Source organism: Paraburkholderia sediminicola, assembly GCF_046027825.1.
Taxonomy (GTDB): domain Bacteria; phylum Pseudomonadota; class Gammaproteobacteria; order Burkholderiales; family Burkholderiaceae; genus Paraburkholderia; species Paraburkholderia sediminicola_D.
Genome location: NZ_JAQQDU010000003.1, coordinates 76,690 through 91,906, shown reverse-complemented (window position 1 = coordinate 91,906; position 15,217 = coordinate 76,690). Strand labels below are relative to the sequence as shown.

Sequence of the window (15,217 nt, the reverse complement as noted above, 5' to 3'; positions counted from 1 at the left end):
CACACCGATCGACCCACTTTTTGCTTCAGGAGGATTAAATGTCCACCACGACCGCTCAACGCACGACCCCGGCAACGGGCGCTGCGAGCGCCGGCTACCGGACGCTCTGGCGCTGGCACTTTTACGCCGGACTCTTTGTCATGCCGTTTCTGGTGGTGCTTGCGATCACCGGCACGCTGTATTGCTTCCAGCCGCAAATCGAGCCGCTGCTTTACCCGCACCGCCTGGTCGTCGAACCGCAAGCCACCTCCAGGCTGACTGAAGACGCCTTGCTTGCTAAAGCCCGCGCAGCGATGCCAGCCGATGCGCGCGCGGTGACGGCCCCCATCGCGAGCGCACCGGATCGCAGCACCGAGTTCATCTTCCGTCTCGCCAACGGCGAAAAGCAAAGTGTCTATCTGAACCCGTACAGCGGCGAAGTATTGGGCACGCTGAGCGTCGAAGACCGTTTCATGCAGGTGGACCGCATGCTTCACCGCAAGCTGCTGCTCGGCAAACCAGGCGAGTTGCTGATGGAACTCGCCGCGTGCTGGACACTGGTGATGATCGGCACCGGCATCGCACTCTGGTGGCCGCGCGAGAAGACCACTGCACGCGCAGCGCTGGTGCCTCAGTTTTCGCTACAAGGTCGCGCGCTTTGGAAGAACCTACACGTGGTAATGGGCATCTGGCTCGCGCTCGGCGCACTCGTATTCGTGCTGAGCGGTCTGCCGTGGACAGGTTCATGGGGTAAGCAGTTCAAGGCGCTCGCGACCGCCGCCAATCTTGGTGCGCCGCCGGGATCGTGGGGCGGCTTGCCGTTGCGCTCTGTACTGCCAGGCATGCGTGCCGGTGAGCATGCAGGCACCGAGACGCAATCGGAGCACGGCACCCACGCATCAAACGATAAGCACGAAGCGCACGCTAGCCACGATGAGCGCGGTGAACACGCCGGGCACAGCGCGCACGAAGCGAACATGGACTCGATGCCGGGCATGGTCATGGACGATCTGCCATTGCCGCTCACGCCATGGGCCGTCGGCAACACCCCGGTACCGCAATCCGCCGATGCACACGCGGCGCAAGCGCTGCCGCTCGGACGCATCGTTGCGCTCGTCGCCTCGCTCGGTGTCTCAAGCGGTTACGACATCGTGCTGCCCACCTCAGCTACGGGCGTCTACACCGTTTCGTACTTTCCCGCCGACCCGAAAGACGAGCGCACGCTGTACATCGACCAATACAGCGGCGCGGTGCTGAAAGACATTCGCTACGGCGACTACGGCGCTGTGTCGAAGGCGGTCTCGTACGGCACGTCCTTGCATATGGGCCGCTATTTCGGCGTCGCCAATCAGATTCTCTGCGCCGCGATTTCGCTTGGGCTAGCGGGGATGGCCGTGACCGGTTGCGTGATGTGGTGGAAACGGCGGCCGCAGCGTTCGCTCGGCGCCCCCTCGCGCGAGCGCGCCGCGCCGCCGATGCGTGGCTGGAAAACCGGCCTCGTTCTGTTTGGCGTCGTCTTCCCATTGATGGGCGCCACGCTGCTCGCGGTGTGGCTCGCCGACCGCACGATTTTTGGCCGCGCCACGCGGCAGCCTGCTTAGGCAACCTGCTTATGCAATCCACTTAACGCTTCATTCCCGCTGTCAAAACCAAGGAGCCACATCATGAATACATCACGCAAGCTTCTACTCGCCGCCTTGCTGTGCGGATCATCCATTCAGGCGTTCGCCGGTGCCGCGGCAAACGGTTCAACAGCGGCAAGCGTATCCGACTGCTGGATCCGCGCCTTGCCGGGCGATCTGCCATCGGGCGGCTATTTCAAGGCAAGCAATAACGGTGACCAACCAGTCAATCTCGTCGGGGTCAGCGCCGACGCTTTCAGCATGGCCATGTTGCATCAGACGCAAAGCCAGGGCAGCACGTCGTCGATGGCGATGGTCAATCAGGTGGCGGTGCCCGCGCACGGCTCGCTCGTCTTTGCGCCGGGCAACTATCACGTGATGCTGGAGCATCCGAAACAGCCGCTCAAGATCGGCACGACGATCCCGCTGACGTTCTCGTTCAGCGACGGCGAGAAGGTCACCGCCGCCTGCGCCGTGAAAAGCGCGAGTACGATGAGCCAGTAAGATACTGGGCAGGCCATATCGCAAGCTTAAAATCGGTTTACAAACGTGCCTGGCGCGGCGCATCAGGCGCGACGCATCCGCCCCAAGGCAACCTATGGCGGAGCGACAGTTGAAGTGCTGCGGCGATCCACCGCCGCTTACTCAGGAGAATCACTATGAACTCGAAACTTAGCCGGCCGGCCTTGATCGCCGCGGCCCTCGCAGGACTCACGGTCACCGGCATCAGCGCAGCGCATGCTGACGAGAAGGTTCAGTGTTTTGGCATCGCCAAGGCCGGTCAGAACGACTGCGCGAGCAAGACCGGTGTCCATGACTGCGCCGGGGAAGCCAAGGTCGACAACGATAAAGGCGACTTCAAAACCGTCCCGAAGGAAACTTGCGCGAAGATGGGCGGCAAGATCGACGAACAGCATTCCTGATGGCAACGCGGCGCTCCCGTGCTGCTCGAGGCCTTTGATGCATCCCTTCGCCCCTTCTGCCGGCGCGCCGCCGGGCATCGGTATCGGGTTGCGCCATGCCCATTACCGCGACTTCCTCAGCGCTACACCGGCGCTCGACTGGGTCGAGGTGCACAGTGAAAACTACTTCGGTGACGGTGGCTTTGACCTGCACGTGCTCGACACCGTGCGACGCGACCTGCCCGTCAGTTTGCATGGCGTCGGCCTCGGCCTTGGCTCAGCGAACCCGTTCGACCTCGATCACGTTGCGAAGCTCAAACGTCTGATCAGGCGGATCGAGCCGGCTGTCGTCTCTGAACATCTTTGTTGGGGCGCGACGTCAGCCGGCCATCTGAACGATCTTTTGCCGATGCCCTTGACTGAAGCGTCGCTCGCGCTGCTTTCTTCGCGTGTCAGCGAATTGCAGGACGCGCTGGGCCGGCCAGTTCTGCTGGAAAACGTCTCCACCTACGTTCGCTTCCGCGACGATCAGTACAGCGAGGCGGCATTCCTTGCCGAGCTCGCATCCCGCACCGGTTGCGGCGTATTGCTCGACGTGAACAACCTGTATGTGAACCAATGCAATCATGGAGAGGACGCCATCGCGGCCATGAACGCGCTGGCGATCGGCACGATCGGCGAGATTCATCTTGCGGGTCATCGCGTGACGGACATCGCTGTCATCGACGATCACGGCTCACGTGTCGCCAACGAAGTCTGGGCGCTCTATGAATACGCACTACAGCGGTTCGGCACAATACCGGCGCTGATCGAGTGGGATACCGATATACCTGCGTTAAGCGTCGTGCTCGATGAAGCCGGCCGCGCCCGTGATATTCAGGCAAGCGTTCACGCCCAGAAATCGGCCCTCCCTCCTTCGACTCAACATGACGCCAGCGATGCTCACAGCGCTTGAGTCACTGCAGCGCATGTTTGCCGAATCGCTGGAGGGCGAACAGCGGCCTGTGCTTGAGCGACTGCAATGCACACCGCGCGAAGCCGAGCACGCGCAAGCTCGCGCCGATAACGAGGCATGTGCCACAGGACAAACGCCCTGCTCCAGCGGCAGCGGCAACGGCAACGGCAACGGCAACAGTAACGAACGCGCAGACAACCTGCGCCGACGCGTCGATCTCTATCGGAGCAGCATCCGGGCCAATCGGCGGGCTGCACTCGCGAGCGCCTATCCCGTCTTGCTGGCGCTGATCGGCGAAGCCCACTTCGATGCGCTGTCCATGGCTTACGCGCAAGCGCACCCGTCGCAGAGCGGCGACCTCAATCGCTTCGGCGCAGCGCTGCCGGCTTTCATCGAAACATACGAACAGGCTCCCCGCTTCTGCTATGCCGCCGACCTCGCGAGGCTCGAATGGTCGCTGCATCTGGCCTACTTTGCCACGGACGCTAACGTGCTTACGCCATCGGAATGGGCCGCCATCCGTCCCGAAGACTTGCTCGACGCGAAACTAGCCGTGCACCCTGCCTGCGCGCTCGTCTCGTCGCGCTATGCCATCGCCGAGATCTGGAATGCGCATCAGCCGGCGGGCTCTGTTCCGGCAGATCTCGAGTCACGGACCCATGCGCTAGTCGTGCGACCACAATGGCGGCCGTACATACTCGTTCAATCCGCCGCCGCGCATTTGGCTTTCGACGCGTTGCAGCGCGGCGCGACGCTCAACGAAGCGCTCGACTCGGCATTCGCAATCGATGCCGACTTCGATTTCACGTCCCAATGGCGCGCGTGGATCACGGCCTCGGCGATTACAGGGCTCCAGCGCGGCACGCAGACCGCTGAACCTATGGTTACGCCAGGACCTTAACGACCTGCCGATGCGATCCATTCAGCGGGTTCTCGATTGCATTCGACAACCTGCCTGGGCGCGTGACATTCCACCGTGGCGGTGCTGACCGGACCGTCAAAGGCTCGCGGTGACGCAATGACCGCGTCACCGCCTTTCCGCCTTTCCGCCTTTCCGCCTCACCGCCTTTCCGCCTTTCCGCCTTTCCGCCTTTCCGCCTCACCGCCTCACCGCCTCACCACTTTCTCGCCATTGCACACCCCGCTCGTTTACGATACATTATGCTTAATTATGATCGATTTGCAATCAGGCAAGGTGAAGTCATGCAACGAACGCGACAGGATGCGATGGACGGGCTTCTGCCCGAGGAGCGGGAACAGCTGATTCTGGAACGGCTGCGGGCGCAGGGCCGCGTATTGGCGTCCGAACTCGCGGCTGAACTCCAGACATCCGAACACACGATACGCCGTCACCTGCGCGAACTGGCCGATCAGGGCCATTGCAAGCGCGTTTATGGCGGCGCCCTGCTGATCTCGCCTTCCGCCAAAAGCGCAGCGGTGCGCATGGGCGAAGCCGTGGACCGGAAGGCCTGTCTCGCCGCCACCGCTGCGTCAATCGTCCGGCCGAAGCAGATCATTTTGCTGGACGCCGGCTCGACCAACGTCGCGATTGCCGCGGCGTTGCCGGACAACGCGGATCTAACCGTCGTGACGAACTCGCCTGAGGCGTGCGCGCGGCTCCTGAACCGGCCCGGGTTCGACATCATCATGATCGGCGGGCGCATCGCCCAGCACGCGGCCGGCGCGACCGGCGCCACGGCCTTGCTGCAGATCCAGCAGATCAAGCCCGACCTGTGCTTCCTGGGCGCCTGCGCGTTCGATCCAGACGAAGGGGTCGCCGCCTTCGAGGCCGAAGACGCTGAACTCAAGCGCGCGATGGTGAAAGCCAGCAGCCAGATCGCGATTGCCCTGACATCGGAAAAGCTGATGACCGCCGCGCCGTTTTTCGTGGCACCAACTGACGCCGTGGACTATCTGTTCATCGAAGCGGATGTGATAGCCGAACGGCGCGCCCTGTTCGAAGCGGTCTGCGACAACGTGATGGTGGCGCGCTCATGACTTCACTCGCTCAACCGGTCAGCACACCCTCCATGAAACCGCTCAAGGAGCGTGTGGCCACCCTCGGCGTGTTTCTCGCCAACGGCTTCGGGATCGGCGCCTGGGCGGTCGAAGTGCCGCGCATCAAGGAAAGCCTGTCCCTTAGCGACGCCTCGTTAGGCATCGCGTTATTCGCCTTTGCGCTGGGGGCCATCGTCGCGATGCCGCTGGCGGGACAGTTGGCGCCGCGCTTCGGCAGCGGCCGGGCCACCGCGCTGCTCGGCGCGGCCTTTGTCGTGGCGCTGCCGCTCCCCGCCTTCGCGCCGAACCTGGCCACGTTGTGCATCGCGCTTCTCGCACTGGGTGCGGCGAACGGCGCGCTCGACGTGTCGATGAACGGCCACGCCAGCACGATCGAAACGCAATGGAAGTCGCCGATCATGTCGTCTTTTCATGCGTCGTGGAGTGCGGGCGGCCTGCTTGGCGCGGCAACCGGCGCCATGCTCCAGAAAGGCGGCGTCGGCGTGATGGGCGGTCTCATTCTGCCGGACGTGTTCATCGCCGTCCTCATTGTCGCTGCCGCGGCGCTCGCGTTGCGCGATCTCGGCCCCCGGGCGGCGGCCGCCTCCAGTGGATTTGCGTGGCCCACTGCCGGTGTGATGAAACTGGCGATGCTCGCGTTCCTGTGCATGATGGTGGAAGGCGCGGTCGCCGACTGGAGCGCGGTGTACTTGCGCTCGGCCTTGAGCGAAGAGGCCAGTGTCGCCGCAGTCGGCTATTCCGCGTTTGCATTCTCAATGGCCGCTTGCCGCCTTGTCGGCGACGTCTCCGTGCGACGCTTCGGCTCGAGCAAGGTGATCGGCCTCGGCGGCCTGCTCGCGGTCGCCGGGCTCACGCTGGTGTTGAGCCTGCCGACCGTGTTCACGGCCTGCGCGGGCTTCGCGATGGTCGGCGTCGGCCTCGCGAATATCGTTCCTGTCATTTTCAGTGCGGCGGGCCGCTCGACCGTCACGCCGGCTGTCGGCGTGTCGATGGCGGCCACCGCGGGCTATGCCGGTTTCCTGGTCGGCCCGCCCCTGATCGGATTCGGCGCGGGCTTGTTCGGCTTGCGCCTCGCGTTAGGCGTGCTCGTCGTGGCGACCCTGATCGTTTGCCTGCTGGGCGGCAAAGCGGTGCGCAGCGCGAGGCTGGCCTAGATCACGCCCGGCATGCGCGCGCAGCGGCCAGCTCAAGGCGCCTAGGAGCGAGCGCGGTTGCGCGCCGTCGTCCAGACCGGTGGCCGGCCATTCGTGCTTCGCCGGCACCCACAGCGTGCCGAACAGGTGGTCCCACAGCGGCAGCAGTTGCGTGAAGTTGTGGTCGAAATGCTCGGCGCGGTTCGAGTGGTGCAGGCGGTGGTATTGCGGATTGTTGACCCACGTCGTGAAGCGGCCCAGGTCAACGCGCAGGTTCATATGCGCGAAGTAATTGCCGAACATGAAAATGATCGTGGTCACGCCGACGATCCACGGCTCGACCTTGAACAGTACGCCCGCGATCGGATAAAGCAGGCAGCCCTTGATGAGCACTTCGAACCAGTGATGCCGGAACGTCACCGTGACGTTGAACTCGGCCGCACTATGGTGCAGCGAATGCAGCTTCCACAGCACGGGCCATGCATGCTGCAAGCGGTGAAACGCATATTCGAGCAGATCGAACGTCAATAGCACGATCACGATGGAGGCCAATGCGCCCCATCCCCGCGAAGCCAGCACGACCCAGCCGCCGCCGAGCGCATTGACGATGGCGACACTGGTCATCGCCATCAGCGGCCGCATGGCTTCCGCGAGCGCCAGATACAGCGCGGCGTAGAAGACGTTAAAGCGCTTTCCGGCCCGCGATTGTAATAACTCGGCCGGCCAGCGCCGCTCCAGCACCGAGCCCACGGCCATCATCACCAGAGCGAGCGCGTAACCGTACAGCCAGCGACTCGCATGGACCAGCAGTTCGGTAAGCGGGCTCGACGCAAACATGTAATTCCCTGGTCAATACGGTGCGCTCAATCGCTCAACCACCCGACCTGGCAGCCATGACCGGTAACGGTCAGCCCACGGCCTGGATCGCCGATGGGTCAATCAGCACGGCCGGAGGCGTCGGGAGAATAAAAACATCAGAGGAAAGCGCGGTTTTAACGCGATCTTCGCAGCCTGTTCGGCGGTGCGCAAGTACCGTTTGGTGCGCAGGTTCCCGGTATAAACACGTAGCAATCGACATGGTGCGATCCGCCACGCGCTCACCGGTCTTGTCACTCAATATTCCACGAGGATGGTGACGCGACGATTCGCGGCGCGCGCGGCCGCATCGTCGCCGATGATCAGGGGGAAATTGTCCGCCCGGCCGATGGCGGCCATTCTGTGAGGTTCGATTCCTTTGTCGGCAAAGAATCGAACCACGGCACCGGCCCGCGCCGACGACAGTTCCCAGTTGGATTCATATTTCGCGGTCGATATCGGCACACTGTCCGTGTGTCCCTCGACGAGGATGTTGTTCTTTGACCGGTCGCGCAGTACTCCGGCGATCTGCTCCAGCACCCCGAACGATTCCGGCAGCAAACGCGCGTCACCCGAGTTGAAGAGCACCTTCGCGTTGATGGCGATTTCCACACCCTGCGCGGCATTCGAAATCGTAATCTGCTGGCTGTCCTGCAGCGGCGCAAGCAATGAAAGAAGCTGCCGCCTTGCGGCATCGGGCGCACCAGGCACGGCGACCGGTGCGTGGGCGCTGCCGGCGGCCGTCTCCGTTTTCATCGCACGACGCTCGAGGATCTTTATTTCGAGCTCCCGGGTTTTCGCCAACTGCAGCGCATAGAGCGCCAGGAACAACACCATCAGCGTGGTGACGAGGTCCGCATAGGAAATCAACCAGCGCCCGGACTGTGCCTCGTCATCGCCGTCGCTGCCGTCAGCGTGGTGCTGATAACCGGTTTTGTTTGCGGCCAGGCGCCTGTTACCCGAAGAAGTGTTCATGCTCGAAACGTCTGCTTCCGTATTGCGTTTGAATGGGCGCCTAGCGAGTTTTAGCCCAGCGATCAAGGCCGGCTTCGAAGCCGGGTTGAAGGTCGGCTTCGAGAGCGATTAACCGAGCAACTCAGCTGATCTTTCCCGGATGTCGCCCGCGAGCCGGGTTTCGATCGTGTGGGGCGACTCCTTGCGCGATATCGCAAGCAGGCCATCGAGGTATAAACGTCTGAAACGCAATTCGCTATCCACCTGCGCCCTGATCTTTCCGTACAAGGGCAGAAACACCAGGTTCGCCAGTGCGAGACCGTACAGCGTGGCCACAAACGCAACGGCAATCCCTTGCCCGAGTTGCGCCGGCTCGAGCATATGACCGGTGACCTGAATCAGGCCGAGCACCGCCCCCAGGATGCCGAACGTCGGCGCATAGCCCCCCGCCTGCTGCCATATCCGCGCGGCCGCCATGTGATTGCGCTCATAGGCATCCAGTTCGCGTTGCAAAGCGTCTTCGAGCACGGCAGTCGACACACCGTTGGCCAGCAACTCCAAACCGCGTTTGGCAAACGGATTGATGCCGCCCGCCTCGATCGACTCGAACACGAGCATGCCGTTCACCTTCGCCTGATCGCCCCACTCGAGCAGCACCGACAAGCTTTCCCGGTCCACCTGCCGCGCTTTCACAAAAGCAAGGCGCAACTGCTTCAAGCCGTCGTAAAACCGGGCCCACGTGTTCTGGATCATCACCGCGCCGAAGGTGCCGCCCACTACGATGACGAGTGCCTCCAGTTGAAACAGCGAGGTGAAGTGCCCACCCTCGAGCGAGAAGCCGGCCACGATGGCCGTCACGCCGAACAGGGCGCCAAATAGCGTCAAAAGATCCATACATCCTCTCGAACGGCCACTCTGGTCGTCGGACCAGGCCTGAACGCGGCCCGTCGTCCGACCACCAGGTGTCAGGCATTCACATTGGAAAGCAGCGCACCATTGGCCACCGGAGATTTGATCGCGCGTACGGTCTCAATGAATCGCTCCTCGATCTCGGCAACCTCGAGCGGATCGATCTTGATTTCACGCCGCATGACCCACGACACCTCCTTCTTGCGCGCCTCGGTCATCACCGAGAACAACCGGTCGCAGACAGGCTCGCCTGTCACAGCGGCGAGCAGTTTCGCGAGGTCATAGGTATCGAAAGCGCTCACGGCTTCGAACAAGGTTCGCTGGTCGACGAACTCCAGATCGTCCAGCGACTTCAGCTCGCTTGTGCCACGGGGATTGCGCCGCGAAAAATACGTGATGCCCTTTTCCTCGACGTAATTCAGTACCTTGGTCTTGCGAAACGCGAAGATGTCTTCGGCGATTTCCGCATGCGAGAGTTTGTTGAGGATCAGATTCTTCTCGACGCCGATCAGCGCCTCCAGGTCGGCCAGCTCGATCAGTTCCAGTTCACTGTTGATCGAAACGTCGAGATCGTGGTCCGCCACCTGCTGAGCCCGTTCCGTGATCCGCACGGGATCGAAGGTCACGAGCTGCCGGCCGGCTGCGCCGTCTTGCGCCGAGTATCGCGCCGACATCGTGCTCACGCGATCGGAGCGGCCCGGCTCGAGCGTCACGAGGTTGAGTTTTTCCATACGCTTGAGCATCGCCATTACATGCGGACGGGAATGACCGGCAATCGCATTGCACTTCTTGATGACGTCAGGCAGGGGCACCGAGCACTCTTCCCCTTGAGCGCGGCGCCCGCGTCCGTCCAGCCGGTCTACGTTCTCGATACCCGCCATCAGCGAGAGAACATGGGCGTACGAGAGCACACCGGGCAGAAAATCGGCATGCGTATTGGTGGCAAGAACATCGTCCTTCTTCTTCACGCGTCGAATCATGGTGCGCACGATATGACGCAGCAGCGGCGATACGCGCTCGAGCTCCTCTTCCACGACGTTCGCTGCAATGACCGTCAATTGACAGAAGCTAAGGGCCCTCGCGGTGTGCGCTCGCGGTTCGGCCGGCAACAACGACGCCTCGCCAAAAAACTCGCCCTTGCCGAGCGTTGCGAGGATGACTTTCTTTTCGTCGCATTGGGTGGAGATTTCGACTTTGCCGTCTGCGATCACGTAGATGACGGCGTCGCCTGCGAAGCCTTCCGAATAGATGACTTCACCTGGGGCCGCTGCGCGCGACCATGGCGATCGTTGGTGATTCAAGATTCATTTCCCCCGAAGAGCTATTGCCTCGTGCATCCCGCGCCTTCGTAAGGCACAGGTATGCGCGATGGTCCCGACTTATTTGACTGGATAACGACATGCAAAACGCAAATCTTTAACCTGACAAATCGTCAGACCAATAGCTGCAACGGCGCAAACGTTTGGCGAGCCCTTCGCAGTGACTACAGCTCGCCTTCACCACTCTCGCTGCCTTCAATACCGTCCTTGCCCTCGTGTGGAGCGTCGGCCACCTCGATCCCATAACGCTTGAGCTTCGCGTAAAGCAGTTGGCGGTTTACATTGAGCCGACGTGCGGCGTCGGTGCGGTTGTTGCCGCTATGTTTTAACGCCCGGCGAATCAGCATTTCCTCCAGCCGTGCCAGCGCCGAGGGCAGGTCTTCATCCGGCCAGTCGACCACGTGATCCTGCCGCGAGCGTGCGTCTTCAAGGAACGCCAGATCGGTTGCGTGAATGTATTCGCCGCGCACCATCACCGCGGCCCGCTCCATCGCATTCTTCAGTTCGCGCGCATTGCCGGGCCAGCCATAGCGGATCAGATGCGCCGCCGCGTCGGCGGACAGGCGCTTACCCGCCGTCGCGCGATTCAGAAAATACTCGGCGAGCGGGACGATGTCAGCGATCCTTTCGGACAGCGGCGGCAAGTGAATGGGCACCACGTGCAACCGGTAGAAGAGATCCTCGCGAAACGTGCCGTCACGCACAGCGCGGAGGAGATCGCGATGGGTCGCCGCGATCACGCGCACCTTGACTGGAACAGGTCTGCCGCCCACCGGCACGACGACGCGTTCCTGCAACGCGCGCAGGATCTTCGCCTGCATCGCAATGTTCATATCGCCGATCTCGTCGAGAAACAGCGTGCCGCATTCGGCCTGGCGGAACGCCCCTTCGCGATCGGCGCTCGCGCCGGTGAACGCGCCGCGAACATGGCCGAAGAGTTCGCTTTCCAGCAGATCGGCGGGAATCGCCGCGCAATTGACCGCGACGAATGGCCCGCGATTGCGCTGACCGTGTTCGTGAATCGCACGTGCGACGACCTCTTTTCCGGTTCCCGTATCCCCCGTGATCAACACGGTGGCGTCGCTATCGGCGAGCACGCCGATCGTCTTCTGTACGGTCCGCATCGCCTCGCTCGAACCGATCAGCGCCTCGGATTCCATCGCGCGGACGCCCCCGCTGGACTCTACGACGCTGGCTAGCATGCGCTGCAGAACCTGGGCGAGATCGGCGCGGCCGATCGGCTTGGTCAGATGATCGAAAGCGCCCAGACGCATGGCTTCGATCGTATTGGAAGCCGTCGCGTGGGCCGTCAACACGGTCACCGGAGGCGCACCGGCGCGCTCGCGCATGCGGCGCAGCACCTCGAGCCCGTCGATGCCGGGCATGCGCAGGTCGAGGATCATGGCGTTGACGGATTCACTGTCGAGCAACTCGAGCGCAAGCATGCCGTTAGCGGCCAGGCACGCGCTGTGGCCCAGGTCGATGACCACTTCGGCGAGTGCGTCGCGCATGGTCGCGTCGTCGTCGACGATCAGGATGTGGGCCATGGCAAGATAATCTCGAAGGAGGTTCCGTTGTCCGTCAATATAAAACGCGCCGAGCCGCCGTGCGCTTCAGCCACTTCACGCACGATCGACAGGCCTAAACCCGTTCCATCCGGCCGCCCGGTCACGAACGGCTCGAACAGATGATCCCGAATGCCCTCAGGCGGGCCCACGCCTCGATCATGTACGGATAAGACTAGCGCATCCGTGCGGTGCACCGCGGCGACGTCGATCCGGCTGCCTTCCGGCGCCGCATTGATCGCGTTCAGAATCAGATTATCCAGCGCGCGCTGAAGCTGGTCCGGATCGAAACGTGCCTCCCCTGGCTCGGCCGTGCAGGCAATCGTTACCTGCTTCGCCGCGGCACGCTCAGTATGCTGTGCAATACACCCGTCGAGAAACGCGCCGACGTCGAGCCGCTCGCGCTTGGGTTCGTCATGTTCAGTAATGCTCAGCAGCCGGCGCACCAGGGCGTCGAGCCGTTCGATCTCGCCGAGGATCACACGCAACGCCTGGGGCTGGCGCTCGGCTCCGCCGGCCACCGCGCTCTCGGCTTTCAGACGCATCGCCGCGATGGGGTTGCGGATCTCATGCGCGACACCGGCCGCGACCCGGCCAATCGCGGCCAGCCGCTCGGCGGTCGCCATCTGCCGCGCGAGCTGGTCGCCACGCAGCCGCGCAGCGGAGAGCCGGCGCCCGGCCTCGTTCAACGCCAGCACGATGCGATCCAGCTCGCGTTCGCGCGTGGCCGGCAGCACCGGCATATCAGCGACGTCGTACGTATTGAGCGCCGCCTCGATCTGCGAGACATGGCGCGACCATGTCATCGTCAGGTGCGTCAGCAAGGCAGCGGCAACCAGCACCGTGACGAGCAGCACGGCTTGCCCCGCCATCATCTGATAGTAGCTGCTGCCCGCAAACGTGAAGGTCCATGTCATGGTCCAGGCGGTCAGGCGCGGAACCGGCCCCGGCAGCGGACACGCCGCGATCAGCAGGGTTCGGGAGAGCACGCCGTAACGGTTGCTGGCCGCGCGGTCGCCACTCAATGCGGCGGCATTGGTGGCGCGGATGCGTGGCAGCTCACCGCCGGGCGGATCGGTGCGCGGGGTGGCGCCGTCGTAGGTCGGAAAGGCGTAGGCCACCGAGCCCATGTCGCCCGCCCAGATGCCGCCTTGCACGCCCGGCCGGTTGCGCAGCGCGCCTTGCACGAGCGAGGTCAGGCGTTCGCGCACGGCGGCGTTGTCGGGCGAAGGTGGGAGCCCGGCCAGTTCGGCGCCATGCAGGCGGTACGCCGCGGCAATCGATTCGCAGGCGCGGCTGTTCTCAGCCGCCGCCTGGCCGACCCGCGCCGCAGCCGACTGATGGAACAGCCCGATCATCAAGGTGGCCGTCGCGCCTGCGGCCACAACCAGCAGCACGAGCAGCACGATCAGACGGCCGCGTAACGATCGAAGCATGAGGGTCCTGGGGTGTTCGGGTGTTGCACATCGACAAGACGATCTGATGCGAATGGTATGCCAGGCTGAACCCGACTGACATGACACCGGCCGGCAGCCCGCGCCGCAGTGGCCGTCGCGCCGCCGTCAGGCGCAGGCCCGATGAAAGCGGACGCCGGATTGTCGTGCCGGGTTGTCGTGATTTGCGACAGTAGCCGTCACAAATCACGACAACGCCGGACCTGTCCCGCGCGCACAAGCCCCGCTGCATCGGCGCCACTCACCTGGCATAGTCGTTGCAAATCCTGGCAAGCAGCCTCTCGATGGCGGCACACCCCCGCTTTCGCAAACGAGGCGCGCATGAAAAGACACCATCTGAACTGGACCGCGGCCGTCGTGATCGTGTTGCTGGCTGTCGTGGCGGTCTGGTTTTTTCACTTCCGGCATCCCGCGCAGAAAGCGCCGGCGACACCGCGCGGCACGCCCGTTTCGGCCGTCGCCGCGAGACTGGCCGACGTGCCCGTTTACATCGATTCACTCGGCACCGTGACACCGACGCGAACCGTGACGGTGATCACCCAGGTCAACGGCATACTCGATTCGGTCGACTTCAAGGAAGGCCAGTTCGTCCATCGAGGCCAGGTGATCGCGCGCATCGATTCGCGCGCGCTGGAGGCGCAACTCGTCCAGGCGCAAGGCACGCTAACGCATGACAAGGCCGCGCTCGCCAATGCGCAACTCGACTTGCAGCGCTACCGCCAGTTGATCAAGGTCGGCTCGATCACCCAGCAGACTCTCGATACCCAGGTGGCGACCGTCAACGAAGATCAGGGCACGGTCGTCTCCGATACCGGCAATGTGAAGAACCTGCAGGTGCAGGTGAGCTATTGCACGATCACGTCGCCCGTGGACGGCGTGGTAGGTTTGCGCCTCGTCGATCCGGGCAACTACGTGACGACGACCAGCACCACCGGCGTCGCGGTCATCACGCAGTTGCAGCCGGCCACCGTGGTGTATGCGGTGCCCGAAGACTATCTCGGCCAGATCCGTCAGGCGATGTCGCGCGGCGCCGTCGCGGTGCTCGCCTACGACCGCGACAAGAAGACCCTGCTGGCCCACGGCAGCTTGCTCGCCGTCGACAACCAGGTGGACACCGCCACCGGCACGATCAAGGTCAAGGCTGAATTCCCGCAGTCCGGCGACGCGCTGTTTCCGAATCAGTTCGTGAACGCACGCATGCAGGCGGACACGTTAAATCAGATCCCCGTGATCCCCACGGCGGCGATCCAGCACGGCTCCAATGGCGACTTCGTATTCGTGGTCGGCGCAGGCGGCAAGGTTGCGCTGCGCAATGTGAAGTCCGGCCCGGTCAGCGGCGACAACACGGCGATTCTCGACGGCGGCATCAAGGCCGGCGAGCGGGTAGTGACCGACGGCGCCGACAAGCTCGACAACGGCTCGCTGGTACGCGTGGTGTCGGCGACGCCGGCGCGGGCGTCCGCGGCTTCCTCGGCATCGGCCGCCTCGGCTTCCTCAGCCTCGTCCGCTGCGGCAGCGTCCAGGGTGACGTCCAATTAACGGGCGGCCTTC

14 protein-coding genes are annotated in these 15,217 nt (G+C 63.4%); 8 read left to right on the top strand and 6 right to left on the bottom strand.

Annotated elements, in window-relative coordinates; translation table 11 throughout:
* Nucleotides 1–38 precede the first annotated feature (38 nt).
* From PQQ96_RS02675 to PQQ96_RS02645, 7 genes are all read left to right on the top strand, one after another.
* Nucleotides 39–1,580, top strand: coding sequence for a PepSY-associated TM helix domain-containing protein (locus PQQ96_RS02675; protein WP_408288383.1), 1,542 nt, complete (start codon nt 39–41; stop codon nt 1,578–1,580).
* Between the two features lie 63 nt (nt 1,581–1,643).
* A complete protein-coding gene (locus PQQ96_RS02670) occupies nt 1,644–2,105 on the top strand; it encodes a copper chaperone PCu(A)C (protein ID WP_408288380.1) in 462 nt (153 codons plus the stop codon).
* Nucleotides 2,106–2,260: 155 nt separating this feature from the next.
* Nucleotides 2,261–2,524: a BufA1 family periplasmic bufferin-type metallophore gene (locus tag PQQ96_RS02665; RefSeq protein ID WP_408288377.1), complete on the top strand. Its 264-nt coding sequence runs from the start codon at nt 2,261–2,263 to the stop codon at nt 2,522–2,524.
* A 37-nt stretch (nt 2,525–2,561) separates the two neighbouring features.
* Entirely contained in the window at nt 2,562–3,458 is an 897-nt protein-coding gene (gene bufB / locus PQQ96_RS02660) for an MNIO family bufferin maturase (RefSeq protein WP_408288374.1), read from the top strand.
* Nucleotides 3,442–4,359, top strand: a complete 918-nt coding sequence (locus tag PQQ96_RS02655) for an HvfC/BufC family peptide modification chaperone (protein WP_408288371.1) — start codon at nt 3,442–3,444, stop codon at nt 4,357–4,359. Before bufB ends, PQQ96_RS02655 begins: the two co-directional genes overlap by 17 nt.
* A 302-nt stretch (nt 4,360–4,661) precedes the next feature.
* Nucleotides 4,662–5,456, top strand: coding sequence for a DeoR/GlpR family DNA-binding transcription regulator (locus PQQ96_RS02650; protein ID WP_408288368.1), 795 nt, complete (start codon nt 4,662–4,664; stop codon nt 5,454–5,456).
* Nucleotides 5,453–6,631, top strand: a complete 1,179-nt coding sequence (locus tag PQQ96_RS02645) for an MFS transporter (RefSeq protein ID WP_408288365.1) — start codon at nt 5,453–5,455, stop codon at nt 6,629–6,631. Before PQQ96_RS02650 ends, PQQ96_RS02645 begins: the two co-directional genes overlap by 4 nt.
* Here the strand turns inward: PQQ96_RS02645 and PQQ96_RS02640 are convergent.
* The 6 genes from PQQ96_RS02640 to PQQ96_RS02615 form a co-directional block, all read right to left on the bottom strand.
* Complete coding sequence (locus PQQ96_RS02640; RefSeq protein WP_408288362.1) at nt 6,554–7,447, bottom strand: sterol desaturase family protein; 894 nt, start codon at nt 7,445–7,447, stop codon at nt 6,554–6,556. The two genes, PQQ96_RS02645 and PQQ96_RS02640, sit on opposite strands and share 78 nt — an antisense overlap.
* 276 nt (nt 7,448–7,723) lie before the next feature.
* Nucleotides 7,724–8,440 carry an OmpA family protein gene (locus PQQ96_RS02635; protein WP_408288359.1) on the bottom strand — a complete coding sequence of 239 codons (717 nt, stop codon included), beginning with the start codon at nt 8,438–8,440 and terminating at the stop codon, nt 7,724–7,726.
* Nucleotides 8,441–8,548: 108 nt separating this feature from the next.
* Nucleotides 8,549–9,313: a flagellar motor protein gene (locus PQQ96_RS02630; protein WP_074286921.1), complete on the bottom strand. Its 765-nt coding sequence runs from the start codon at nt 9,311–9,313 to the stop codon at nt 8,549–8,551.
* A gap of 71 nt (nt 9,314–9,384) precedes the next feature.
* The gene (locus PQQ96_RS02625; protein ID WP_408288356.1) at nt 9,385–10,629 is read right to left on the bottom strand and encodes a Crp/Fnr family transcriptional regulator; all 1,245 of its coding nucleotides are present in this window, start codon (nt 10,627–10,629) and stop codon (nt 9,385–9,387) included.
* Between the two features lie 182 nt (nt 10,630–10,811).
* Entirely contained in the window at nt 10,812–12,194 is a 1,383-nt protein-coding gene (locus PQQ96_RS02620; RefSeq protein ID WP_408288354.1) for a sigma-54-dependent transcriptional regulator, read from the bottom strand.
* A complete protein-coding gene (locus PQQ96_RS02615) occupies nt 12,179–13,648 on the bottom strand; it encodes a sensor histidine kinase (RefSeq protein ID WP_408288351.1) in 1,470 nt (489 codons plus the stop codon). The genes PQQ96_RS02620 and PQQ96_RS02615 overlap by 16 nt, the downstream gene beginning before the upstream one ends.
* Before the next feature lie 339 nt (nt 13,649–13,987).
* Between PQQ96_RS02615 and PQQ96_RS02610 the strand changes: the two genes are divergently transcribed.
* Nucleotides 13,988–15,205 carry an efflux RND transporter periplasmic adaptor subunit gene (locus PQQ96_RS02610; RefSeq protein WP_408288348.1) on the top strand — a complete coding sequence of 406 codons (1,218 nt, stop codon included), beginning with the start codon at nt 13,988–13,990 and terminating at the stop codon, nt 15,203–15,205.
* Nucleotides 15,206–15,217 lie beyond the last annotated feature (12 nt).